Consider the following 23,322-nt stretch of genomic DNA (forward strand, 5'->3'; position numbering starts at 1 on the left):
CTGCCCTCCGCATTAGTGGCGCCGGTTGGATTGGTGCTCGCCAGTCGACGGCGAGGTCAAAAATCCGCCCTGCTGCCGAAAACCATGCTGTCGACCGAAGTCTAGTCCTCAGCGATCCAGAACGTCGCGAACGGCTGATTTGATCAACGACGTGTGCAACGTGATCGCGAGCGCCGCGACTTCGCGCGCCAAATCGTCTGCGCGGTCGCGCGCACCGGCCTTGCCGGCTTTGACTACCGGCCCGGCGATTTGGGCGATCAGGTCCGATTGGCGATCGGCGGCCGAGCGGAAAGCGCGCAGATGCCGCGGCTCGACACCGTAATCCGACAGCGCCCGCGCGCACTGCAGGATGACGACAGCGTGCTCGTCGAAAAAGCCGCCGGGGCCGGTGGTGATGACTCCGGCCTTGAGGAGCGCGATCAGCAGGTCGTCCCCCACGCCCGCGCGGTTGAGCAGCTCTTCGCGGCTCAGCCGCACGTGGGTGGGGGCCACCGCCGAGGTGTCAGAGCCCCCGTCCGCCCCGGCCGCTTCCCCGGTGCCCGCCACGGACACCAGGCGCGGGACGGAATACGGACCCTTGACGGGCGGCAGCTCACCGTCGGGCTGGGCGTCCAATTGCGCCCTGATGACCTTCAGCGGCAGGTAGTGATCACGTTGCGCGGTAAGGATGAACCGCAACCGCGCGCAGTCATAGGCGGTGAACCTTCGATACCCCGACGCGGCCCGCTGCGGCGTCACCAGCCCCTCGGCCTCCAAGAAGCGAATCTTGGAGATGGTGACATCGGGGAAGTCCGGCCTCAGCAGTTCCAGGACCGCCCCAATCGACATCCCGGCCAGTGCCGAGCTATCGGGTGCGCTCACTAGCCTGAAGATCCTCCATCCTCACCCTGCTTGGGTCCGGTCAGAAACACCAAGCGGAACTTGCCGATCTGCACTTCGTCACCGTTGGCAAGCACCGCGGAGTCCACGGGCTCACGATTGACGTAAGTGCCGTTGAGACTACCAACGTCGACCACGCTGAATTCGTTGTTTTCCAACCTGAATTCGGCGTGCCGTCGGCTGACGGTCACGTCGTCGAGGAAAATGTCGCTGTCGGGGTGCCGACCGGCGGACGTGGTGGGCTGGTCCAGCAAGAACCGCGAGCCCGCATTCGGTCCACGCTTGACGACCAGCAACGCCGAGCCGGCGGGGAGTCCTTCGACTCCGGATACCGCGCTCTCGGTTCCCGCCTGTGCGGGAGCGTCCAGCTCGTTGAGGAAGTCGGCGCGGAAGACAGAAGTCGTCTCTACCGTGACTTCGTCCGAGTTCTGGTCGTTGTCCATGTCCGTCACGCGCTGCTCCTCACTGGCTGCTGTGGCGTTGTCTGGCCGGGCCGCTCGGCCGGCTTGTGCATCAGGTTTGTTTGCCCGATATGCCGATTACTGCCGTTTCGTACGTTCAAGAGTCTTTCACGTGTCTTTCAGCGATCTTCGAGAGACTTCAAAGGTCGATGTGTCGACGGTACCGCGCACCGGCTTGCAATGCGCCCACCACCTGACGATCCGAAACTTCGATTTCCCCGCACCCTGGCTGCACCGCGCGCTGGCCGCGCGGGACTGCAGGGACATTAGCAATCGTCATTCGGTGAGCGTTCCGCGGTAGGCCTCCGCGTCGAGCAGCGAAGAAATGGCCGACTCCAATTCGCCGACGTCGGATACCTGCACATCCAGCAACCAACCGCCTCCGTACGGGTCGGAGTTCACCAATTGCGGACTGCCGTCCAGATCGCTGTTGACCGCGGACACTTTGCCCGACACCGGGGCGTAGAGGTCCGACACCGATTTGGTCGATTCGACCTCACCGAAGGATTCGCCCGCGGTCAGTTCCGTGCCCACGTCGGGCAGCTGAACGAAAACGACATCGCCCAACGCCGACTGCGCAAAATCGGTGATGCCCACGCGCACGGTGTCATCCCCACTTCGACGAACCCATTCGTGTTCGGCGGTGTAGCGCAGATCGGGCGGGATATCGCTCACGAGTGATCCTGTTCTGTTCGGGTGGTGCTCACTTGACGGGCTGAGCGTATTGGTGCGGTTTTGGTTGCCGCAAGGTGGTGACGTCCACCCGGTCGGCCTGCTGAACGGACATTCGCGCACCGACGCGCTTGACGGCGTCCTGCGCGCCGCCGGGAATGTTCATGGCCGCGGCCAGGGTCGGTGGATCGCCAATCGCCAGAATCGAATACGACGGCGACAGGGTTTTGGAGTCGATGGTCAGCGACCCAGGCATACCCACCACCCAGGTATCGACACCTACCCGCACCGATTGGTGTGCGTCGTTGACTTCGATCGCCTCGGCGCCGGCGGCGCGCAACTCGTTGATCACGTCGAGCATCGCCTCGGGCGAAACCCCGGGTCCGGGGTCCTCGATCGTGATGGTGACGCCGGGGCCGGTGGCGCCGACCGCCCCGACCAGGATGGACAGCGCCGCCAGCCTGGACTGCGCGGATTGGATGGCGGCCTGGTCGTTGTTCCCGGACGCCTGCAATGAATTCAGCGTGTTCTGTAACTCGTTCACTTCGGTGTTGAGCGTGCCTTCGCGCTGACGCAACGAATCCAGCAGCACCAAAAGGTCTGCGGGGCGGGCCGTCTCCAGCGAGTCACCCGATTCCGTCTGGCGGACCTGGGTGACGATCGCCAGGCCCAGCAGCAGGCACAGCATGGCGGCCAGCGTCCCGAACGCCATCCGGGACCGACCGCCGCGCACCATGCCGATTTCCGGACGAGGGCTTTTTGCGGCCAGTTCGTGACGGCCGCGCGGCGCGCCCTGTTCCGGCGCCGCGTCGGCCCGGGTGCGCCCGGGCCCGGTTGGCCCGTCACCACTTTGGCCGCCGGCGTCGCGTCGGCCGGCGTTGCGGTCTTCCGGATCCTGGCTCACGTCGACCTCACGTGGGTCATGGCGCCGCTCCTCCTCATCGCTACGCTCTGCATCGTCGCCGGCGCGGTCATGGCGCCGCTCCTGTTCATCGCTTCGCTCTGCATCGTCGCCCGCGCGCGTCACGCCCCGAACAGCCTGCGGCGCAGGGCGGCGGCATTGCCGAAGATGCGGATGCCCAGCACGACGATGATGGCCGTCGACAACTGCGTACCCACGCCCAGTTGGTCGCCGACGTAGACGATCAGCGCGGCCACGAAGACGTTGAACACGAACGAGATAACGAAGACCTTCGGATCGAAAATCCGTTCCAGGTATGCGCGTAACCCGCCGAAAACCGCGTCCAGCGCCGCGACCACTGCGATCGGCAGATAGGGCTGGACGACTTCGGGCACCGAGGGGTGAAAAACCAGGCCGAGCACGATGCCGATCGCCAGAGCTGCGATACCGATCATGTTTGGTTTCCTGTCCGCGTCTCACACAGGGGAACGTGTCTGGTCAGGACTTTTCTCACTGTGGCCCAATCTGCTTGGCAAACTTGACATCCCGCGTCGATCCGGCAGGAAGCGTTAGTCCGTCGGCGACGTCCACCGTAACCACGACCCCGTAGGAGATCTGCAGCAACCTCAGTCGCTGCATGCCCGGGCTGTTGTCGAAGACATCGCGCATCGCGCGCGGCGGCCCGATCGCCAGCACCGTGTACGGACTGCTGGTCGGGTTGTTGTCGACCAGGATCGCGCCGCCGGCCTGCCGGATGGTGACGTTCGGCCCGATCCGCACACCGCCGACGGAAATCGCCTCGGCACCGCTCGCCCACAACGAGTTGACCAGCAGCTGCAGATCGCGGTCCAGGATGATCTGCCGGCTGCCGCTGACCCGCTGCTTGGACACGTCGGAAAGGTTCGGGCTGGCACCGGGATCGGTCACGGTCACCTTCAGCCCGGGCCCGATGATCGCGGTGCTGGCCGCCGGCAGGCTGAGCGCGTCGAGGCGTTTCAGCAGCCGCTGCCCCTCGGCGTCTTCGGCCAGGGCGTGGCGCTGCACGTCGTCGACTCGCGTGGCCAGATCGCTGCGGCGCTGGTTCAACTTGGCCGCGGAGCCCTCGGTCGACCGCACAGTGCCCAACAGGAGCTCCTGCTCGGACCGCACCCCGGGGGCCACCGAGCGAGCCTGGGCGACCGCGGCGGCGAAGACCGTCGCGATCAGCAGCGCCGCCACCGCCTGCCAGAGCCAACCGAACACGCGCTGGCGTCCGTCGCGCGGCGTGTCGGCGGCGCCGCGCTTGGCCGCCGCCGCGGCATAGCCGGGGTCGAGGTGCTCGGACAGCAGCGCGCGCAACAGCGACGGCACCGGGATGCGTTTGGGACGTGACGCCACATGCGCGCCGTGACCGGCATTGGGGTCGTAGCCGCCGAGCAGGCGGTCGGCGTCAGCCATGGTCAGCCACCTTCGCCGCGGCCGACGGCCGAGAGGCGCGGTCGACCTTGGGCATGCGTCGCAGCACGAGAATCATCTGCACCGCATACTGCACGAACGCCCACAGGTAGGCGTACATGCCCCAGATCAGGAAGGCCCATCCGCAGGCGCCGATCACGCGGCTCCACAGCGCGTCCCAGGTGCCCAGCAGCACCAGCGGAAAGCCGGACATCAGCGCGAACGTCGCGGCCTTGCCGATGTAGGTGACCGGCAGCGCCGACAGCCCGCGGCCCCACAGCAGCGGCAGGGTCGCCGCCAACAGGCCGTCGCGCGCGAGCAGGACGATGACGAACCACCACGGCACGATCCCGCTGAACGCCAGCACGATGGGCACCGCCACCATGTAGAGGCGGTCGACCGCGGGGTCGAGCAGCACACCGAGCCGGGAGGACTGATTCAGTAGCCGGGCGATCTTGCCGTCGGCCCAGTCCGAGGCGCCACTGAACATCAGAATCGCGACGGCCCACCCGTTGGCGTGTGCGACCAGCAGGGCGTAGACGAACACCGGGATCAGCGCCAGGCGCACCGCGCTGAGCACGTTGGGCACCGTCAGCACCCGGTTGGGTGGAAGCACCGGCTCCATGAGCCGTGACATTAGCCCAACGGCGACTGCGCGGCTGGCCACGCACTCGGGGTCAGCGGAAGACCCCGGGCAGACTCAGGGTGGACAGCGTGTCGTCCGACAGCGGGTTGTCGTTGACCATGTACGTCCACGTCGAGGTCGGCCGCGCCAGCTTGGACAGGTCCAGTCCGGGCTCCTCTTCGAGCACGTTCGCGGTCTCGAACGTCTGCTGGGCAGCTTCGATCGCGTCCGCGGCCAGCGACGCGAACGCGTCGACCGCCAACCGGTGAAATTCGTCCAGCGGGTTCTGCCGGCCCAGCGCCCGCAGGTGGATGCTCTCGCGGATGTCGGCCAGATACGCCAGGTGGTCGGCCCAGCCGCGGTCGAGGTGGTACAGCATGATCTGCCGGCAAATCGTCTCCAGGCGCTCTTCGGAGATTCCTTCGGTCTCGGCCAGCTCCTCGTAGCGCTTGGGCGCCAGCTCGGCGAGCTCCTCACGCGCGGTTGGGTTGCGCAGCAACGTATTACGCCGATCGACGATGATGGCCCGCTGCTGGGCGATCAACTGGTTGTAGCGCCAGGTGTTCGCGTGCACGTCCAGCATGCGGCCCTCGGCCACGCGCTGGGCATGGTCGAGCAGGCCCGCCGCCTTCGGGCTGACGATCTTGCCGTCCTCGTCGGTCTGGGTCGGCAGCTTGTTGTTGTCGAGGTTGGCGGCGACGACGTCGTCCTCCCAACTGGAGAAGAAGACGGACGACCCCGGGTCGCCCTGCCGGCCGGCGCGGCCGCGCAGCTGGTTGTCCAGGCGCTGGGTGTGGTGCCGCCCGGTTCCGACGACGTGCAGCCCGCCCAGCTCGGCGACCCGGTCGTGGTCGGCTTCGTCGGACCCACCGAGGCGGATGTCGGTGCCGCGCCCGGCCATCTGCGTCGAGACGGTGACCACGCCGAACTTGCCCGCCTCCGCGATCACCTGGGCTTCCTCGGCGTCGTTTTTGGCGTTCAGCACCACCGCGGGAACGCCGCGGCGAAGCAGCCGCTCGTGCAGGTCCTCGGATTCGGCCACGTCGCGGGTGCCCACCAGCACCGGCTGCCCGGTCTCGTTCACCTCCGCGATGTGCGCGACGATCGCGTCGTTCTTGGCCGCCGCGGTGATGTAGACCCGATCGGATTCGTCTTCCCGAATGTTGGGCTCATTCGGCGGAATTGGTGACACACCGAGCTTGTAGAACTGGCGCAGCTGCTCACCGGCGGCCAGCGCGGTGCCCGTCATGCCGCACACCGTCGCGTAGCGGTTGATCAACGCCTGCACGGTGATGGTGTCCAGCACCTCGCCCGTTTCGGTGGTCTCGATGCCCTCCTTCGCCTCCACGGCAGCCTGCAGGCCGTCGGGCCAGCGCTGCAGTTGCGCGATGCGGCCGCGCGCGGCGTTGATGAGGTGCACCGCGTCGTCGCGGACGATGTAGTGCACGTCGCGCTGCAGCAGCACGTGCGCGTGCAGCGCGACGTTGATCTCGGTCAGGGTGGTGACGACGTGTTCCTCGGAGTACAGGTCGATGCCGCCGAGTGCCTTTTCGACCTTGCGGGCGCCGACCTCGGTCAGGTGGACGTTGCGGCTGTCGGCGTCGGTGTCGTAGTCGGTGCCGGCCTCCAGCTGGCCGGCCAGCTTGATGATCTCCAGCCGCGGCGTCTCGCGGTGCGTGGTTCCGGCCAGCACCAGCGGCACCAGCGCCTCGTCGACCAGCACCGAGTCGGCCTCGTCGATCAGGGCTACGTCGGGGTTGGGCGAGACCAGGTCGGCGACGTCGGTGACCAGCTGATCGCGCAGCACGTCGAAGCCGATCTCGTTGACCGAGGCGTAGGTGACGTCGCAGCCGTAGGCGAATCGGCGTTCCTCGCTGGTGGACTCGGCGGTGATCCAGCCGACCGTCAGGCCCATGGCCTCGATGACGGGACCCATCCATTCCGCGTCGCGACGGGCCAGGTAGTCGTTGATGGTCACGACGTGCACGTGCCGCCCGGCCAGCGCGTATCCGGCCGCGGCGATCGCGCCCGCGAGCGTCTTGCCCTCACCGGTGGCCATCTCGATGACGTCGCCGGCCAGCATGCGCAACGCGCCCAGCAGCTGCACATCGAACGGCCGCAGCCCACTGGCCCGCTCGCCCGCCTCGCGCGCGATGGCGAGGAACTGCGGGATGTCCTCGGAATCCGCGAGGTCCTCGAGGTTGAGCAGCCCGGCCGCCTTGCGTAGCTGCTCGTCGGTCAGCCCGGCCGCCTCGTCGTCGTACTCCGACGAGTCGGTGACCTGGGTGAGGGAGCGGTTGCGGTCCTTTTCGGTGCTGGCGCCGAGCAGCTTCCAAAAGCGGCTGCTCAGCCTGCCGGGTTGAGCGCGGGTCGTCTTAGGCACAGGTCAACGGTACGCGGTGACTCACCGCGCAGATTCATCAAGCGAGGTTCGAGCGGCGTGGGTACGCGACGTCGGGGTCGGTGAGCACATTGACGACGGCGGGCAGCCCGCTGGCGAAGGCGCGTTCCAGCGCGGGCCGCAGTTCGCCGGGCGTCGCGACCAGTTCGCCATGGCCGCCCAGGGCGCGCGCCACCTCGTCGTACCGCGTCCCCGGGCGCAGCTCGGCCACCACCGAATAGCCGTAGAGAGCTTTCATCGGGTGGTGTTCGAGCCCCCAGATGCCGTTGTTGCCGATCACGGACACGACCGGCACGTTGTGCCGGACCAGGGTGTCCCATTCCATACCGCTGAAGCCGAACGCGCCGTCGCCCTGCAGCAGCACCACCTGACGATCCGGGTGGGCCAGCTTGGCGGCCAGGGCGTAGCCGGGGCCCGATCCCAGGCAGCCGAAGGGGCCGCTGTCCAGCCAGCAGCCCGGTTGATAGCTGTCGATCACCCGCCCGGCGTACGACCCGAAATCACCGGCGTCGATGACGACGATCGCGTCGCGATCCAGCATGGGAGCGAGCTCGGAGTACACCCGCATCGGGTGCAGCGGCGTGCGTTCGTCGGCCAGCTCGGCCTTCTCCTTGGCGCGCGACGCGGTCTCGGCGGTTCGCAATTCGGCGATCCAATCCCGGTGGTCGGTCCCCGTGGCGGGGGCCAGCGCCGCGAGGATCGTCAACAGGTCGCCGTAGAGCTCGGCCTGCACCGGCCGCGGATGGCGGCGTTCGGGTTCGACCCGGTCCGCCACGATGAGCTGGGTCTGCGGCCCGAACACCGCGCCGAAGCCGAGCCGGAAATCCATCGGCACGCCGACGATCAGCGCAACGTCGGCCTCCCCCAAAGCTTTTCCGCGGACCCGGGAGAACGCCAACGGATGGTCGGCGGGCACCGCGCCGCGGGCCATCCCGTTCATCAGCACAGGGATCTGCAGTTCCTCGGCAAGGCGCAGCAGGGCCGCTTCCCCGCGCCCCCACCAGACGTTGGTGCCCGCCATGATCACCGGCCGCTTGGCCGCGGACAGCAGCGCGGCGGCGCGGCCCAGCGCACCGCCGTCGGGTGCGGGCCCCGGGGGCAGGTCGGCCAGCGCGCCGGGCCGGCCGTCATCGTCGGACATCGAGAACGCGTGGTCCATCGGGAAGTCGACGAACCCCACGCCCGACGGCGCACCGACCGCCGCCCGCAGCGCGTCGTCGACGAGCCGGCCAGCGTCGTCTGCCGACTGTGCGGTGGCGGCGAAGCGGGCCAGCGGCGCCACGAAGGGCACGTGGTCGATCTCCTGCAGCGAGCCCATGCCCCAGCGCTGCGCCGGCGCCCGTCCGCCCAGCACCACCAGCGGCGACTGGTTCTGCTGCGCCGCCGCCATCGCGCTCATCCCGTTGGTGACGCCCGGCCCCGCCGTCAGCGCGGCCACGCCCGGCGACCGCGTCACCTTCGACCACCCCTCGGCGGCGAAGGTCGCCGTCTGTTCATGACGGGTGTCGATCAGCCGAATGCCCTCGTCGCGGCAGCCGTCGTAGATGGAGAACAGGTGGCCGCCGGATAGCGTGAAGACGGTGTCGACGCCGCTGGCCCGCAGGCGCCGCGCGACAAGCCGGCCGGCGTGCAATGTTTGTGCGGGGACGGCGTCGGTAGTCATGACCGCAGCCTATCCAGATCCGTCGGGTACCTTCGCCGAAGGATTTGAAGTTGAGGAGCGTCCGAGCACCGCCTCGTTAAGGAGGGACCGACCGTGGGCCCGAAGCCGTTCACGCCATCGATCGACTGGTCGACGGCAACCATGGATTCGTTGCGGTGGCTCGCCATGGCGTGGGTGATCGGCGCCGTTTGCCTCCTGGTTGTGCTGGTTGCTTTGCGCTACCTCACCCCCTGGGGCCGGCAGTTCTGGCGGATCACCCGGGGATACTTCGTCGGCTCGGCGAGCATCAAGGTCTGGCTGATGCTCGGCGTGCTGCTGATGTCGGTGGTCCTGTCGGTGCGCCTCAACGTGTTACTCAGCTATCAGTCCAATGACTTGAGCACGGCGGTGCAGATAGCGGTGCAAGGCATGGCCTCGGACGATGACAAAATCAAACAATCTGGGGTTCACGGCTTTTGGGTGTCGATCGCGATCTTCATCCTGCTCGCGACGATATTCGTTATCCGCGTCATGGCGGACATCTACCTGACCCAGCGTTTCATCATCGCCTGGCGGGTCTGGCTGACCGGCAACCTCACCGACGACTGGCTTTCAGGCAGGGCGTATTACCGGGACCTGTTCATCGACAACACCATCGACAACCCCGACCAGCGCATCCAGCAGGACATCGACATCTTCACCGCCAATGCCGGCGGCACTCCGAACGCCCCGACCAACGGTACGACCAACACGTTGCTCTTCGGGGCCGTCAACGCGATGGCGTCGGTGCTCTCGTTCGCGGCGATCCTGTGGAATCTGTCCGGCGACCTGACGATTGCCGGCGTCAACCTGCCGCGCGCCATGTTCTGGGTCGTCTTGGTCTATGTGCTGGTGGCCACCGTGGTCGCGTTCTGGCTGGGACGTCCGTTGATCCGGCTCAGCTTCAACAACGAAAAGCTGAACGCCGCATTCCGCTACGCGCTGGTCCGCTTGCGCGATGCGGCCGAGGCGGTGGGTTTCTACCGCGGTGAACGGGTCGAGCGGGCGCAGCTGTGGCGGCGCTTCGACCCGATCATCGGCAACTACCGCAAATTCGTTCGCCGGACCATCATCTTCAACGGATGGAACTGGTCGATGACCCAGGCGATCGTTCCGCTGCCCTGGGTCATCCAGGCGCCCCGGCTGTTCGCCGGCCGGATCCACTTCGGTGACGTCACCCAGACCGCGGTGGCCTTCGGCCAGATCGAGGAGTCGCTGTCCTTCTTCCGTAACAACTACGACGCGTTCGCTTCCTTTCGCGCGGCGATCATCCGATTGCACGGGCTGGTGGACGCCAACAGCAAGGGCCGCGCGCTGCCGGCAATTCTCGTCAAGCCCAGCGAAGAGTCGGCTGTCGAACTTCGCGGCATCGAGGTGCGCACACCGGAGGGCGACCAGCTGGTCGACTCGCTGGACATCCAGCTCGACCATGGCGACACGCTGGTGATCACCGGCCGATCCGGGGCCGGCAAGACGACGCTGCTGCGCAGCCTGGCCGAACTGTGGCCGTACGCCTCGGGGACCCTGTGCCGACCGGACGGCGACAACGCGACGATGTTCCTGTCGCAGCTGCCGTACGTGCCGCTGGGCAGTCTGCGCACGGTGGTGTGCTACCCGAATTCGCCGGACAACGTCTCCGATGAGGAGCTGCGCGACGTGCTCACCAAAGTGGCGCTGGTGCCGCTGATCAACCGGCTGGACGAAGACCACGATTGGGCCAGGGTGCTGTCGCCGGGCGAGCAGCAGCGCGTCGCCTTCGCGCGCATCCTGCTCACCAAGCCGAAGGCGGTCTTCCTGGACGAGGCCACCTCCGCGCTGGACGAGGGCCTGGAGTTCGCCCTGTATCAGTTGGTTCGGGCCGAGCTGCCGGAGTGCGTCATGGTCAGCGTGAGCCACCGGCCCACCGTCGAGCAGCACCACGAGCAGCAGCTGCACCTGCTCGGCGGCGGCCCCTGGCAACTGGGCCCGGTCGAGAAGGAACCCGCGCAGGTCTAGCGCCTAAATGCGGTGCCGGGTAAGGGCTTCCGCGGTAACGCGCTGCGCCTCGCCCGCTCGTCGCGATGTCTTGAGGAAGACCGCGGCGTGCAGGGCATCGAACACCGCGATGTGAGCAATGCGGCTGGTGACGGCTTCCACGCGGAAGTCGGTCTCTTTGGCCCCCGCCACCAGGACGATGTCGCACAGTGCGCTCAGTGGCGAGCGGTAGAAACTGGTGATCGCAATCGTGGTCGCGCCGGCATCGCGGGCCGCTTCCACCGCCATCAGCGACTCGCTGGTTTGGCCCGTGTGACTGAAGCACAGGCACACCGCGCCGGGCTTGAGCAATCGGGCAGCGACGTGCTGAACGTGCCCGTCTGCTGGCGCTTCGGCGCTCAAACCGATTGTGCGTAACCGATATCCGGCGTCCTGGGCGGGCGGGGCGGACGTCCCCACCCCGACACAGAGCACGTGAGATGCGCCGGCCAGGGCGACGACCGCGGATTCAAACCTCGCACTGTCGATCGTGTCGGCGGCTCCCGCGACCGCGGCCTGCGAATCGGCGAGCACCTTCTTCAGGACCGTGAATGCGTCGTCGGTCGGGCTGAGCCCTTCGGGCAGGGCTTCTTCCGCGGGAATTGTGTCCGCGGCCAGCCGGATCTTCAGGTCGGCGTAACCACGCAGGCCGACGTCCTGACAGAACCGGACCACCGAGGCCACCGAAGTGGCGGTGCGCTCAGCCAGATCGCTGACCGTCATGTGGATGATCGCCCGCGGATCGTCAAGAACCGCTTGTCCGATCGTCCGTGCGCGCGGGGTCAGGTTGGGTAACGCCGCGCGGATATGCGCGACCACCGATCCCGTCGGGGGCCGGGGATCGGTGGTCGTCATGGGTGAATCATGGCACGGCGGGCGCTGCGGGTCGGGGCGGAGCCAGACCCGCGGTGGCCGGTCGGCGCTCGTCACGTCCGGTTGACGCGATCTCGTCGAGGGATCGCCCGCGCGGTTCGGGCACCAGGAAGGACAGGGCGGCGGCCCCCAGGCAGCACGCCGCCGCGACGAGTTCGGTGCCCTGCAATCCCCACGCCGCGAGCATGGGCGGAAAGCTGACAGCCCCCACGAAGGCCCCGAGCTTGGCAGTGCCCGCGGCGAAGCCGTGCGCGGTGGCGCGAATTGACGTGGCGAACAGCTCGGCGGAGAGCAGCATGGTTGCTACGCCTGGGCCAAACCACACGAAGAAGCTGCTCAGGCCGTATGCGGCGATGAAAAGCCCGACGCTGTTCCTGACGGCGGGTACCAGCGCAATGGCTCCGAGGCCTGCCGCCATGCCGACCAAGCCGACGACCTGCAGCCTGATGTGGCCGATCTTGTCGATGGCCCAGATCGTGACCACGAACGCCGGCACCGTGAACGCCGCATACAACACCAGGTTGACGGCGACCGTTTCGATCGCCGAGGCATGTGGCGCAACGCTTTTGACCAGCAGGGGTGCGCTGATGGTGTTGCCGTAATAGGCGATGTCGAACAGGAACCACACGCCGGCCGTCATGAGCACGGCTCGCCAGACGCCGGGCGCTATCAGGCATTGCCACATCGTCTGACGGATCGGCGGCGTGCCGGTGGCCACCGCCCTGGTTCCGCTGAACGTCGTCAAATCCGCGGCCGCACGCTCCTCGTCGATCTCCGCCAGAAACCTTGGCGACTCCGGCGTTTTCGTGCGTGCATAGAGAACCAGCAGCGACGGTACGGCGCCGAGGCCCAGCAACAACCGCCAGGTCAACGAATGATCGAGCCCGGAGGCCAGCAGGACCAGGCCTACGGCGGGCCCGGCGATCGAGCCCAGCACGTAGCTGAAGAACATCATTGCGACCATCCGGCCGCGATTGGCAACGTTGGCGAATTCGGTCATCATCACACCCGACACCGGGTAGTCACCGCCGATGGCGAAGCCGAGGATGAATCGGAAGATCAACAGCCACATGAAGTTTGGCGACAAGCCCGAGGCGATGGCCGCGAGCGTCATCACCAGGGCGGCCAGCCCGTACATGCGCTTGCGCCCCAAGACGTCGGACAGCCTGCCGCACAGGACGGCTCCGATCGCCGAGGCGATCAGGGCGGTGCTGCCCACCAGCGCCACCTGGCCGGTGGTCAACCCCCATTCCGGCTTGATAAGCAGCAGAGCCGTACCGATGACGGTGAGGTCGTAGGCGTCGGTGAAAAACCCTGCGCCCGAGACGAAGATCGCTTTGTAGTGGAAGCGTTGAAATCGAGATCCGTCGAGAACGTCGATCACGCCGCGCGCGTCGGCCGGGTGACTCCGGGTCTGTGTCATGCGGCGACGGTAGCGAGCCTATGAAACGATCCACCGAATTGCGGGTGAACAAAGGATGGAAATTACATTCTGCTGTGTCCTTTGCCTTGAAACTATATTTCATCCCTTGCTACCGTCGCTGACGAAGCTTGAGCTCTGAAGGGAAAGCATGTCGACGTACCGTCAAACCGCCAACGATCTTCTCGCACTTGAGGACGGCCTCTGCCCGAGCGCGCTCGATGTGTTCAACCGGGAGGGCTTCCTGGTGGTGCCCGGATTCTTGTCCGCCGACGGCGTGCATCGCGTGCAGACCTGGGCTCACGACGTCGAACGGTGGCCCGACGAGCCCGAAGCCGGTTGGTTGCAGCATGACGAGCAGATCAATGGCCGGATTCGGCGCGCGCGCACTGAAAACTTTTCGCCTTTTCATGGTGATCTACGGGCGCTGCTGACAACGGCTGCCATTCCGGCGATGGCGGGCCAGCTCCTCGGCGAGCCCGCGGTTCTTTACAAGGAAAAGATCAACTACAAGCATCCGGGTGGGGCCGGCTTTGCGGCCCACCAGGATGCCCCCGCCTATCCCCACATCAGCGTCAGCGTCAGTTGCCTTCTCGCGGTGGATGATTCAACCCTGGAGAACGGATGCCTCGAATTCGTCCGCGGTATGCACCACGAGCTACTGCCCACCGATGAGGACGGCTGCGTCCGCCCCGATATCGCCGAATCGCTCGAATGGCAGCCGTGCCCGGTGGCTTCCGGTTCGCTGGTGTGGTTTCACAGCCATACGCCACACCGCAGCGGACCCAACACATCACACACCTCGCGACGGGCTCTGTACCTGACATACAACGCCGCCTCCGCGGGTGACCTGCATGAAACCTACTACCGCGACAAACGCACCGCTCTGTCCGCTGCGGACGCCACCGGCGGGGCTCAACGCATCAGCCTCATCGGTCACTTTCGCGGCATCGCCCCGGCCGAGAAGAACCGGTAGATGGACACCAGATGGCTGTGGCCGCCGACAAACCCGACAGGCGCCGGTGAGGTCGCTGACAACATCTTCGCTCTTTTCGCCGAGCGCGGCGACAGCCGCTACGACGAGGCGGTGACGCAGACCCAGCATGCGACTCAAACGGCCGCGCTTGCCGAGGCTGAAAATGCCGGCGCCACAATGGTGGTCGCGGCGCTACTGCATGACATCGGCCACCTGGTCGTCGATGAGCACAACGGCAACCGTGACTTCCTTGACGACGACGCGAAACACCAAGTAGTTGCCGCGAGGATCCTCGGCCGCTGGTTCCCCCCGGGCGTGACCGCACCAATCGCACTGCATGTCGCCGCGAAGCGCTACCTGGTCGCGACCGACCCGTCCTATGCTGCCGGCCTCTCCCGCGCCTCGGTGCGAAGTCTGCGAGTGCAGGGCGGACCGATGGACGCCGGCGAAATCGCGCGCTTTCGGCGGCTGCGCTGCGCCGACGAAGCCTGCCGCCTTCGACGCTGGGATGATTCGGCAAAAGTCGCAGACCGGCACGTCCCGCCGCTGGAAACCTATCGCCAAACCCTGGAGGCCCTTGTGGACTTCAATGCCTCGCCGTAGCGCCTACGCTCCCCCGGCCCGCTGGGCCGCGTGCGTTCCGGCGCGGCGGCCGAAGAACGACCCCTCGCCCAGCTGCGTCCCGCTGGCGTAGCCCTTGCCGTCCTGGGCGAGGTTGGACGCGCACGCGCCCGCGGCGTACAAACCGGGCACCACGCTGCCGTCGGCCCGCTGCACCTCGCCGTCGACCGTCACCGCGAGGCCGCCGATGGTGAATCCCGAGTACATCGCCCGTCCCAGCGACAGGTCGAACACCGCCCAGGGGCCGTTGTCTTGGGGCGCAAGGAATTCCGGTTGCTTGTGGAAATCGGGATCCTCACCCGCGGCCGCGTGCTTGTTATAGCGGTCCAGCGTGGCCGCGAGGTTTCCCGCCGGAATGCCAAGCGCAGCTTCCATTTCCGCGATCGTCTCGTAGCCGTCGAGGAAACGGATCAGCGGCATGGCCGGCATCTCGGTGTGCGCCTCGTCCACGATCAGGTACGCCGTCTGGTCGGGCTGCTCCAGCACGAAAGCCGAAGTGCGCGAGTGGTAGGAGTCCTCGGTGACGAACCGCCGGCCCTCCTTGTTGACGATCACGCCGGTCAGCAAAACCTCGGGCGGATAGGCCGCGGCGGTGATGAACAGCTCGTCCATGTTCTTGGTCGCGCCGCCCGCCGACACACCCATCCGGATACCCAGTCCGTCGTCGTTGGGATTGCCCAGGATGTAGGGCGCCACCATGCCATGGTGCTTGGTGCGCCGCTCCTGGCCCAACGCGGGCGTGTGCTCGGCGACCATCTCCGGGTTCATCGCGAATCCGCCGGCCGCGATGATGACGGACTTGGCCTTGATGGCGCCGGTGTCGGTGAAGTGCTTCCACGCCACGCCGACCACCGCGCCGTCGTCGCCGGTGACCAGGTTGGTGACCCCTGTCTCGTAGCGGATCTGCACGCCCAGGGCGTCGGCGCGCTTGAGCAGCAGGTCGACGACCATGCTGGCGCCGCCCAATTCGCCGGGCACCGGCACCGAATGCCCGCGCGGTGCCGGTTTGGCCCGCTCGCAGTAGGGCCAGACCTTCTCATTGCCGGTGTAGCTCAGCCCCTCGGTGCCCGGCGGGACGACGACCTTGCCCGGGTAATAGCTGCGCTCGAACTGGAAACCCAAGTCTTCCAGCCAATTGAAATGCTCGACGCTGCCGTCGCAGTAGGCCCGGATCTTGTCGAGTTCGGGTTCACGCGACACCTCGACCAGATACTTGTACATCTCCTCGACGGAATCGTCTTGACCTGTTGCCTGCTGCACCGCGGTCCCGCCACCGAGGTAAAAGTGGCCTCCGGCAAGCGAAGTGGTGCCACCCGCCGCGGCCGCGCGTTCGAGCACCAGCACCCGCGCGCCGGCCGTCGCCGCGCTCACCGCGGCGCAGCCGCCGGCGATGCCGAACCCGATTACCACGACGTCGACGTCGTCCGACCACGTGGTCACGCCGTCCGCGCTGATTGTTGCCGGTATCTCCGTGCTCATTGGCGCCACTCCTCCTCATCGCTGCGTTCCGCATCGTCGCCGACGCGGCTCACCGCTGCTCCTGTTTGATGTAGTCGTAAAACGCCCTCATTTCGGGCGAAACGTACGCAAGCTCCACATACGGCACGCCCGCTTGCGGCGCTGACAGGTAGACGAATTGGATGCCGCCGGGCATCACGCCTCGCTGCGCAACCGCGGCGCCCCGCTCGGCGGCCTCGGTCACCGCTGCCTCCAGTCGCTCGGGGCTTTCGACCTCCATGCAGATGTGGTGCAAACCCGGCCCGCAGTCCGACAAAAAGTCACTATAGATGTTCTCGCCGCGGACCGGTTGGATCAGTTCCAATTGCATGTCGCCGAGGTAGCTCAACGAGATGCTGGCAAAGAAATCGGCGGGCAGGCCATGGTAGCTGCACGTGTCCGGAGCAAAGTGCACATCGGCTATGCGCACCCACTTCCGCACACCTAACAGGCCGGTGAGGGCCGTTTCGGTGGCATCAAGGTCGGCGGTGACCCAGGCGATCTGCGTCGGCGATTGAACGAGAAGCGTCATCGCCTCGCAGAATAGTCCAGCCGCGGGGCCGCCAGAAAGGGGCCGAATAACTTTGCCATGACGAGCCCTTCCGGCCGGCGAATCGCCGGGTGAACACGTTCTAATTCGGTCGCGCCCGGAGCCGCCGCGAGCGATCAGTGCCGGGTCAGGACATCCACCAGCAGCCGCAGCTGGGCGTCGAAAACGGTTTCCGGGTCGGTCAGCGTATCGGTGCCGTACTGCCCGAACACCTCGAGGCTGATCGCACCCAGTACCCCCGCCCACAGCAAAAAACACTTGGCGAGTACCCGGTCATCGCCGGGGAACCCGAACTCGTGACGTATCCGTTCGAAATCGGATGACATCGGTTGCGGTGCAAGATCATTCGTCAGCCGAATATCGCCCGTGGCGATTCCGGCCGCCACCGCATCGAACAACGCCGCCACCACCCGGGTCCCCACCGCGACCGTGCGCTCGGGCGGCGCGTGATATCCGGGGACGGGACTGCCGTACAGCAGGGCCCAGCACGCCGGGTGCGCGATCGCCCAGCCCCGGGTCGCCCGCGCGATGGCGACGACGTCGTCGCTCCACAGGTCTCCGACCGTCTCGCGGGCGCGATCCACGGAGTCGGCCAGGTCGGAGTAGGCGTCGACCAGCAGCAGCGTCAGCAGTTCGTCGCGACTGGACACGTAGCGGTACACCGCCGAGGACACCATGCCCAGGTCGCGGGCTATCGCCCGCACCGACAGTCCGGCCGCGCCGCGCTGCGCCAGCTGGCGGTGACCGAGTTCGATGATGCGCGCCTCGATCTGCTCGCGCGATTCCTGGCGTTTGCCCACGCGGCCAGTCTGACACAACCGAGAACACCGCTCTTGCTTTCCGTGGCACGGTGTGGCAGCGTGTTCACATCAGAGAGCACCGCTCTCGAAAGTTTGACCAGGATTCGCTGAGAGGCCGCACCATGTCCACCCGCTACGAAGAACCGAACCGGGCCGCCCGCGCCGCCAACGGGGTCATCCGCTGGCTTGCCGAGGCGGGAATCAGCATCGCTGGGACCCGGGCACTGCGCGTCCGCGGCCGCAAAACCGGGAAGCAACGCGCGGTGGTGATCAACCTGCTGACCGTCGACGGTGTGGACTACCTGGTCTCGCCGCGCGGCAATACGCAGTGGGCGCGCAATGTCCGGGCCGCGTCCGTCGTCGAGGTGGGTCCCCGCTGGCACCGGCGACGCGTACGGGCCGACGAGGTCGACGACGCGGCCAAGCCCGAGCTATTGCGCCGCTATCTAGGCAGATGGTATTGGCAGGTCAAGGGCTATGTCGCCGGGTTGACCCCGGACAGCACCGACGAACAGTTCCGCGCCGCCGCACCATCGATTCCGGTGTTCACGCTCACCCCGGCGGGCTGACCGCCCCTAGTGCGCGTTGTCGCGCACTCCGAGGTCCTCGCGGACCTCCTCCGACGTAGCCCCCCATGACACCGCGGCCGGGAAGTCGCCCCACACGCTGTTGAAGATCCCGACGATCTGTCCGGGGCCGCCACTGGGCGCCAGATACACCGGACCGCCCGAATCGCCGTTATGGCTCTGCACGCCGTGCGACATGGTGAACCAACCGTTGTTCACGCTCTCCACCGTCCCGCAGGTTTCCCCGGTGATCACGCCGAAATGACAGACCGGCTGCCCGGGCGCAAGCGTCAGGCCGGGATCCGAGACCAGCGGCCGGCCGCCGGGCAGGATGTTGTTTGCCATGACGCTGTTGTCCAGCACGATCGCCTCGTAGTCGTTGATTACCTGGCTCGTGGACACCGTGGTTCCAGTGGGTGTGTTGTCCCGGAACGCCGCCATCCGGCCGATGACGGCACCGCCCCGGTCCGTCACCACACCGCTGCCCCCGCCCCGGCAGTGCCCTGCGGTGAACGCGATTTTCAGGCCGGGGTCGACGTACCCCAGCGTGCAGACGCGGTTGTCCTGGCGTATTTCCATGCCCGGATACACCACGACGTCGGCTTTGGCCGGCGCGGCCGGCACAAAGGAGGCGAGGGCCACGACCGTAGCCGACGCGGCGAACGAGCGCGTTACCAGACGATGCACCATGAACTCCGTCCATCGGGCCGATACCGACGGGAGGGCGAGGTTACGGCGTAACCGTTCCTCCACGCTCAGCTTTTCGCGCCGGCCTGCGCAAATGTTACAGGGAGGTCACGGCCGGGGTGCCGGCCTCGGCGTGACGGGCCGCCCGCGGCAACCAGCCGGGCGGGCCGAACACATAACCCAACCGATCGCGCAGCCGCGTCGCCGATCGCCAATCGCGGGCGATCGCGACGTATTCGCGGGTCTGCAACGTCCAGATGTTGAAGGTGTCCACGCGCTTCGTGAGGCCGTAATGCGGCCGGAACAGCTCGGCCTGGAAGGTTCCGAAGAGCCGGTCCCAGACGATCAAGATGCCGCCATAGTTCTTGTCGAGGTAGACCTTGTCCATCCCGTGGTGCACCCGGTGATGCGACGGCGTGTTGAACAGGAACTCGAACGGCCGCGGCAGTTTGTCGATCCGCTCGGTGTGGATCCAGAACTGGTAGATCAGGTTCACCGAGAAACTGAAGAAGACCATCCACGGTGGAATTCCCAACAGCGGCAAGGGAATCCACATCAAGATCTCGCCGCTGTTGTTCCACTTCTGACGCAGCGCCGTGGCGAAGTTGTAGTACTCGCTGGAGTGATGGGCCTGGTGGGTCGCCCAGATCAATCGCACCCGGTGCGCGATCCGGTGATAGGCGTAATAGAGCAGGTCCACTCCGAGAATCGCGACGATCCAGGTGTACCAATGCGTCGGCGACAGGTGCCAGGGTGCCACGTAGGCATAGATCGCGGCGTAGCCGAGCAGAGCCAGGGTCTTCCAGCCGGCTGTGGTGGCCACCGATACCAGCCCCATCGAGATGCTCGCCATCGAATCGCGGGTCAGGTGCGCCCCCGACGGCGGCCGCGCCGTGGCGGCGGCCTCGGCCGTGAGGTGTTCCAGCTTCCGGGCCGCGGTCCATTCGAGAGTCAACAGCAGCAGGAAGAACGGGATGGCGACGAGCACCGGATCCCGCATCTGCGGAGGCAGGGCGGACAGGAAGCCTGACAGGGCACTCACACAGCTAAGACTACGACGAGCGACCGCGGCGTCCTTACGCCCTCAGCGACGATCGTCGGACTGCGCTTCGTCTCCTGCATACCACTGCACCGCGCGGACGCCGGGCAGCAGCGACAGTTCGGCCACCAGCCGCTCCAGGCGGGCCGGGGCGCCGCCGTTCATAAGCAGGTGGGCGGTCAGGGTGACCTCGTCGCCGTCCGGGTTGCCGGTATGGATTCCGCGAAGCGTGATGTCGTTGCTGCCGGCGTGCTGGACGATCTGGGCCCGTGCATACTTCTCGTGCTTCGGACGGCAGACCACCTGCACGAGGTAGGGCACCAGGCTCTCGTCTTCTTCGGCACTGTTGTCGCGGTCGATCAGCCGGCCCAGCGGGCGCCCCAGCAGGTGGATGCCGATGACGGTGCCGGTGCCGATCAGCGCGAACACCAGGTGCCCGGAAGCGGCCAGCACGCCGATCGCCGCTGAGCACCACAGGGTGGCGGCGGTGTTGAGGCCCCGGACGTTGACTCCCTCCCGCAGGATCACGCCACCGCCGAGGAATCCGATGCCGGACACGACATAGGAAGCGACCCGGGTGGGGCTGGTGTCGGAGGTGGCTGCCGCGTAGAGGACGAACAGCGTCGCGCCCCCGGCCACGAGTGCGTTGGTGCGTAGGCCGGCGCGGCGCGCCCGCCATTGCCGTTCCAGGCCGATGAGGGCGCCGCAACCCACGCCGACGCCCAGCCGGAGCACGAAATCGAGAGCGCTCAGCGTCTCCAACGAGTCACCCCTTCCCCCGGGCTCGCTGTCGAGTATCCCCGGCCACACCGGGCGATTTTGGTTGCGTCCCTGCGCGGTGCCGGTTGGCGCAGCTAAACACGTGGAAGTGAACGGCAGATGGACCCGAGCCAAATCGGGCGCGGGGCAGCCACATCGGTGAAACCTTCGCGCTGTCAATTGGTTGCGCCGCGGCCACCCGACGTGCGGGGGCGCCGGCGGATCGGGCTATCGTCGGTTAAGTTGCTGCGGGCAATAGTATTTCGCCGCGATCGCCAAGAACGACGTCGCGTGATCGTTGGTGAGGCCTGGGTTTTCGCTCTTCAGCTCGTCGACCATTTGCGGGCCGACCTCGCCGTTGCCCATTGACACGCAGACCGCCTTGGCGAACTTGATCGCGCCCTCTGTGGTCGAGTAGTTGACTCCCGCGCTACGCAGCGAGGCAAGGAAACCGGCCTCGTCGACGCCGGGTGTGCCCGGGTCGCCATGCGCGAGGGGGGCCATTCCGATCGCGGCCGAAACGCCGACGCTCAGCGCCGCCAGCAATCTCATGACCAGTAATTGTCCCATGTCGCGGCGATGTCCGCAGCGGCGGGCGGAGTTGCGCAGATCCATTGAGCGGCAGAGCATTCGAGATCAGCGGTCCGAGCGATCACCATCCGCCCGCCGCGGCTCAGGCCTTGGAGAGCTGCTGGGGGCAGTAAAACTTCGCGGAAAGCAGTGCGAAGTTCGATGCCATCTCCATGTCCATCCCGGGATTGTGGGTTTTCACGTCGTGGACCAACTCCAGGCCCGACTCGCCGTTGTTTAGGCAGGAACATACCGCCCTGCCGGCGGCGGCGGCCGAACCCGGGTCGTTGAAGCTGAAGCCGGCTTGCTGCAGCGCGGCGACGAAGCCGCCGTCGTCACCATCCGGCACAGGCGGAGGACCGGCGTACGCCGGTGCGGCAAGGCCGATCATCGCCGACGCGCCAAGCAGCGCCAGAAGTGTTTTCATCTCTGCCTCCCTTTCGGTTGTTCCGAAGAATGCTGAACCATGCTGAGTTACCCTGGCCGTCAACCCAACTGGGCATCGGCCGGCAGAACCTTCGACTTGTCGCCCTTCTTCAGGTGCACCGCGTGGATGCCCGGCTTCTTGGCCAGCTGTTCGAGGAGCGCGTCGAGGTTCTCCTGATCGACGTTGTGGTGCTGCACGGTTTCGGGCTTCTCCGAGATTTGTGTGACAAGGCGTTTCAGCTGTTCGGGCGATTGCTTGTCTTTGAGGTCCTTGATCGGCGTCATCCGGTTACGCACGCCGGCACGCACCACGGTGGGCCCACCGGAGCCGACTGCACTGCCCAGCATCCCGGCCAGGCCCATCGAACTGAACAGACTCCCCTCGCCCAGCGCGGCCGCCGGCACGGCCTCGGTCCCGGCGGCCGACAGGGCGGCGGCGACGGTTCTGATCGCCGGTGTGGCCGTGGCCCAGCTCGGCGGGACCGACAGCTTCCCGACCAGGGTGCCGGCATTTCCCATGCTGCCTAGCGGGGTGAGCGCGTTGAATAGCGTGCCCCGGCCGAAGCCCAGCGCCCCCAGCCCCGCGCCCAAGGCGTCTTTGGGCAGCGCCCCGTACGCGATGGGTGGGGCGAACTTGAGCCACTGCGACAACGGAAAGTTGATCAGCAACCCGATGTCGTTGAACTGCGTGGTCAGCCCCAGGGGCACCTTCACGGCGTTGTACAAGCCGGTATAGAAGCTGGACCCGCCTGGGAGTCCGTTCAAAAGGCCAGTGACGAACTGGTTGTACATGTAGGCCAGGTTCGCCGGGCCGGAGAATAGTCCGCTGTAGGGCAACGTGGTCGTCGCCGCCGAAGCCGCGGTATTCGCGACATTGGCGGCAGGGGTGCTGGCCGCCGAACTCACAGCGGCCGCTTGCAGCGGCTCGGCTGCCTCGTTGGTGGTCTTGGGCGCCGGGCTGAACTCGGTCAAGTTGTTCGACGCGGTAGCAGACGAGGCGAAGTACGTGTCCATCGCGGTGGCGTCCTGAGCCCAAAACTCGCTGTATTGGGCTTCATTCGCGGCGATCGCCGACGTGTTCTGCCCGAATAAGTTGGTTGCCACCAGTTGTGCGAGCAGGGCCCGGTTCTCCGCGATAACCGCCGGCGGCACGTGCGCGGCGAACGCCGCCTCGTAGGCGGTTGCCGCCTCGGTGGCCTGGGCCGCGGTTTGCGCGGCCTGGGCGGCGGTTTGCTGCATCCAGGCGACGTAGGGGGTGGCCGCGGATGCCATGGCAACCGATGACGGACCCACCCAGGGCCCGGCGGTCAGGCTGGAGAGCACCGACGAGTAAGACGTTGCGGTGGACTGCAATTCGTTGGCCAGGTTCTGCCACGCGGTCGCCGCGGCCACCAACGACCCCGCGCCCGGGCCGCTGTACATCCGGCCCGAGTTGAACTCGGGTGGGAAGGCTCCGTAAAACATTTCTTGT

General features: G+C 66.8%; 24 protein-coding genes. 4 read left to right on the top strand and 20 right to left on the bottom strand.

Going from position 1 to position 23,322, the window contains the following annotated elements:
- Positions 1 to 108: 108 nt before the first annotated feature.
- The 9 genes from A5760_RS12360 to A5760_RS12400 all read right to left on the bottom strand — a co-directional run bounded on the left by A5760_RS12360 (position 109) and on the right by A5760_RS12400 (position 9,036).
- Positions 109 to 861, bottom strand: coding sequence for a MerR family transcriptional regulator (locus A5760_RS12360; RefSeq protein ID WP_064881080.1), 753 nt, complete (start codon positions 859 to 861; stop codon positions 109 to 111).
- Entirely contained in the window at positions 861 to 1,322 is a 462-nt protein-coding gene (garA, locus tag A5760_RS12365; RefSeq protein WP_007771376.1) for a glycogen accumulation regulator GarA, read from the bottom strand. Before garA ends, A5760_RS12360 begins: the two co-directional genes overlap by 1 nt.
- 294 nt (positions 1,323 to 1,616) lie before the next feature.
- Positions 1,617 to 2,015, bottom strand: coding sequence for a glycine cleavage system protein GcvH (gcvH, locus tag A5760_RS12370; RefSeq protein WP_064881083.1), 399 nt, complete (start codon positions 2,013 to 2,015; stop codon positions 1,617 to 1,619).
- Between the two features lie 28 nt (positions 2,016 to 2,043).
- Positions 2,044 to 2,748, bottom strand: coding sequence for a DUF881 domain-containing protein (locus A5760_RS12375; RefSeq protein ID WP_196772078.1), 705 nt, complete (start codon positions 2,746 to 2,748; stop codon positions 2,044 to 2,046).
- A gap of 287 nt (positions 2,749 to 3,035) precedes the next feature.
- Entirely contained in the window at positions 3,036 to 3,368 is a 333-nt protein-coding gene (locus A5760_RS12380; RefSeq protein WP_003876504.1) for a small basic family protein, read from the bottom strand.
- 55 nt (positions 3,369 to 3,423) lie between these two features.
- A complete protein-coding gene (locus A5760_RS12385; RefSeq protein ID WP_064881087.1) occupies positions 3,424 to 4,350 on the bottom strand; it encodes a DUF881 domain-containing protein in 927 nt (308 codons plus the stop codon).
- On the bottom strand, positions 4,343 to 4,972 hold the full coding sequence (locus A5760_RS12390) for a CDP-alcohol phosphatidyltransferase family protein (RefSeq protein ID WP_064881089.1): 630 nt from the start codon (positions 4,970 to 4,972) through the stop codon (positions 4,343 to 4,345). Before A5760_RS12390 ends, A5760_RS12385 begins: the two co-directional genes overlap by 8 nt.
- Before the next feature lie 52 nt (positions 4,973 to 5,024).
- Complete coding sequence (gene secA2, locus A5760_RS12395; RefSeq protein WP_064881091.1) at positions 5,025 to 7,355, bottom strand: accessory Sec system translocase SecA2; 2,331 nt, start codon at positions 7,353 to 7,355, stop codon at positions 5,025 to 5,027.
- Between the two features lie 37 nt (positions 7,356 to 7,392).
- Positions 7,393 to 9,036, bottom strand: a complete 1,644-nt coding sequence (locus A5760_RS12400; protein ID WP_064881093.1) for an acetolactate synthase — start codon at positions 9,034 to 9,036, stop codon at positions 7,393 to 7,395.
- Between the two features lie 93 nt (positions 9,037 to 9,129).
- Here A5760_RS12400 and A5760_RS12405 point away from each other — a divergent pair, with 93 nt between their 5' ends.
- A complete protein-coding gene (locus A5760_RS12405; protein ID WP_064881095.1) occupies positions 9,130 to 11,049 on the top strand; it encodes an ABC transporter ATP-binding protein/permease in 1,920 nt (639 codons plus the stop codon).
- A 3-nt stretch (positions 11,050 to 11,052) separates the two neighbouring features.
- Here A5760_RS12405 and A5760_RS12410 read toward each other — a convergent pair whose 3' ends face one another.
- Entirely contained in the window at positions 11,053 to 11,922 is an 870-nt protein-coding gene (locus A5760_RS12410; protein ID WP_064881225.1) for a MurR/RpiR family transcriptional regulator, read from the bottom strand.
- Between the two features lie 7 nt (positions 11,923 to 11,929).
- Positions 11,930 to 13,363 (bottom strand): MFS transporter, encoded by a 1,434-nt coding sequence (locus A5760_RS12415; protein ID WP_064881097.1) that lies wholly within the window; start codon positions 13,361 to 13,363, stop codon positions 11,930 to 11,932.
- A gap of 148 nt (positions 13,364 to 13,511) precedes the next feature.
- Between A5760_RS12415 and A5760_RS12420 the strand changes: the two genes are divergently transcribed.
- Positions 13,512 to 14,336 (top strand): phytanoyl-CoA dioxygenase family protein, encoded by an 825-nt coding sequence (locus A5760_RS12420; RefSeq protein WP_082279445.1) that lies wholly within the window; start codon positions 13,512 to 13,514, stop codon positions 14,334 to 14,336.
- A gap of 111 nt (positions 14,337 to 14,447) precedes the next feature.
- On the top strand, positions 14,448 to 14,939 hold the full coding sequence (locus A5760_RS12425) for an HD domain-containing protein (protein ID WP_231122621.1): 492 nt from the start codon (positions 14,448 to 14,450) through the stop codon (positions 14,937 to 14,939).
- A gap of 3 nt (positions 14,940 to 14,942) precedes the next feature.
- On the opposite strand, the gene A5760_RS12430 is transcribed toward A5760_RS12425, so the two are convergent.
- The 3 genes from A5760_RS12430 to A5760_RS12440 all read right to left on the bottom strand — a co-directional run bounded on the left by A5760_RS12430 (position 14,943) and on the right by A5760_RS12440 (position 17,804).
- Positions 14,943 to 16,436 (bottom strand): FAD-binding protein, encoded by a 1,494-nt coding sequence (locus A5760_RS12430; protein ID WP_064881100.1) that lies wholly within the window; start codon positions 16,434 to 16,436, stop codon positions 14,943 to 14,945.
- A gap of 49 nt (positions 16,437 to 16,485) precedes the next feature.
- On the bottom strand, positions 16,486 to 16,986 hold the full coding sequence (locus tag A5760_RS12435) for a VOC family protein (RefSeq protein ID WP_064881102.1): 501 nt from the start codon (positions 16,984 to 16,986) through the stop codon (positions 16,486 to 16,488).
- A gap of 134 nt (positions 16,987 to 17,120) precedes the next feature.
- Positions 17,121 to 17,804, bottom strand: coding sequence for a TetR/AcrR family transcriptional regulator (locus A5760_RS12440; protein ID WP_196772074.1), 684 nt, complete (start codon positions 17,802 to 17,804; stop codon positions 17,121 to 17,123).
- 122 nt (positions 17,805 to 17,926) lie between these two features.
- Here A5760_RS12440 and A5760_RS12445 point away from each other — a divergent pair, with 122 nt between their 5' ends.
- Positions 17,927 to 18,373, top strand: a complete 447-nt coding sequence (locus A5760_RS12445; RefSeq protein WP_064881106.1) for a nitroreductase/quinone reductase family protein — start codon at positions 17,927 to 17,929, stop codon at positions 18,371 to 18,373.
- A 6-nt stretch (positions 18,374 to 18,379) separates the two neighbouring features.
- Here the strand turns inward: A5760_RS12445 and A5760_RS12450 are convergent, their stop codons facing one another.
- From A5760_RS12450 to A5760_RS12475, 6 genes are all read right to left on the bottom strand, one after another.
- A complete protein-coding gene (locus tag A5760_RS12450; protein ID WP_064881108.1) occupies positions 18,380 to 19,060 on the bottom strand; it encodes a hypothetical protein in 681 nt (226 codons plus the stop codon).
- Positions 19,061 to 19,154: 94 nt separating this feature from the next.
- A complete protein-coding gene (locus A5760_RS12455) occupies positions 19,155 to 20,099 on the bottom strand; it encodes a sterol desaturase family protein (protein WP_064881110.1) in 945 nt (314 codons plus the stop codon).
- A 42-nt stretch (positions 20,100 to 20,141) separates the two neighbouring features.
- Positions 20,142 to 20,858, bottom strand: coding sequence for an MgtC/SapB family protein (locus A5760_RS12460; RefSeq protein ID WP_064881112.1), 717 nt, complete (start codon positions 20,856 to 20,858; stop codon positions 20,142 to 20,144).
- A 225-nt stretch (positions 20,859 to 21,083) separates the two neighbouring features.
- Positions 21,084 to 21,407 carry a DUF732 domain-containing protein gene (locus tag A5760_RS12465; RefSeq protein ID WP_064881229.1) on the bottom strand — a complete coding sequence of 108 codons (324 nt, stop codon included), beginning with the start codon at positions 21,405 to 21,407 and terminating at the stop codon, positions 21,084 to 21,086.
- A 121-nt stretch (positions 21,408 to 21,528) separates the two neighbouring features.
- Positions 21,529 to 21,852: a DUF732 domain-containing protein gene (locus tag A5760_RS12470; protein ID WP_064881114.1), complete on the bottom strand. Its 324-nt coding sequence runs from the start codon at positions 21,850 to 21,852 to the stop codon at positions 21,529 to 21,531.
- A gap of 59 nt (positions 21,853 to 21,911) precedes the next feature.
- Entirely contained in the window at positions 21,912 to 23,315 is a 1,404-nt protein-coding gene (locus A5760_RS12475) for a PPE family protein (RefSeq protein WP_064881116.1), read from the bottom strand.
- Between the last annotated feature and the right edge of the window lie 7 nt (positions 23,316 to 23,322).

The sequence above is a fragment of the Mycobacterium colombiense genome (genome assembly GCF_001665835.1).
GTDB lineage: Bacteria > Actinomycetota > Actinomycetes > Mycobacteriales > Mycobacteriaceae > Mycobacterium > Mycobacterium colombiense_A.

Coding starts and splice junctions, on each gene's coding strand:
- A5760_RS12435 (WP_064881102.1), bottom strand. CDS start 16,986: ATGACGCTTCTCGTTCAATCGCCGACGCAGATCGCCTGGGTCACCGCC.
- A5760_RS12445 (WP_064881106.1), top strand. CDS start 17,927: ATGTCCACCCGCTACGAAGAACCGAACCGGGCCGCCCGCGCCGCCAAC.
- A5760_RS12475 (WP_064881116.1), bottom strand. CDS start 23,315: ATGTTTTACGGAGCCTTCCCACCCGAGTTCAACTCGGGCCGGATGTAC.
- A5760_RS12465 (WP_064881229.1), bottom strand. CDS start 21,407: ATGAGATTGCTGGCGGCGCTGAGCGTCGGCGTTTCGGCCGCGATCGGA.
- A5760_RS12400 (WP_064881093.1), bottom strand. CDS start 9,036: ATGACTACCGACGCCGTCCCCGCACAAACATTGCACGCCGGCCGGCTT.
- A5760_RS12410 (WP_064881225.1), bottom strand. CDS start 11,922: ATGACGACCACCGATCCCCGGCCCCCGACGGGATCGGTGGTCGCGCAT.
- garA (WP_007771376.1), bottom strand. CDS start 1,322: ATGGACAACGACCAGAACTCGGACGAAGTCACGGTAGAGACGACTTCT.
- A5760_RS12420 (WP_082279445.1), top strand. CDS start 13,512: ATGTCGACGTACCGTCAAACCGCCAACGATCTTCTCGCACTTGAGGAC.
- A5760_RS12470 (WP_064881114.1), bottom strand. CDS start 21,852: ATGAAAACACTTCTGGCGCTGCTTGGCGCGTCGGCGATGATCGGCCTT.
- A5760_RS12430 (WP_064881100.1), bottom strand. CDS start 16,436: ATGAGCACGGAGATACCGGCAACAATCAGCGCGGACGGCGTGACCACG.
- A5760_RS12390 (WP_064881089.1), bottom strand. CDS start 4,972: ATGGAGCCGGTGCTTCCACCCAACCGGGTGCTGACGGTGCCCAACGTG.
- A5760_RS12380 (WP_003876504.1), bottom strand. CDS start 3,368: ATGATCGGTATCGCAGCTCTGGCGATCGGCATCGTGCTCGGCCTGGTT.
- A5760_RS12385 (WP_064881087.1), bottom strand. CDS start 4,350: ATGGCTGACGCCGACCGCCTGCTCGGCGGCTACGACCCCAATGCCGGT.
- A5760_RS12375 (WP_196772078.1), bottom strand. CDS start 2,748: ATGGTGCGCGGCGGTCGGTCCCGGATGGCGTTCGGGACGCTGGCCGCC.
- A5760_RS12450 (WP_064881108.1), bottom strand. CDS start 19,060: ATGGTGCATCGTCTGGTAACGCGCTCGTTCGCCGCGTCGGCTACGGTC.
- A5760_RS12415 (WP_064881097.1), bottom strand. CDS start 13,363: ATGACACAGACCCGGAGTCACCCGGCCGACGCGCGCGGCGTGATCGAC.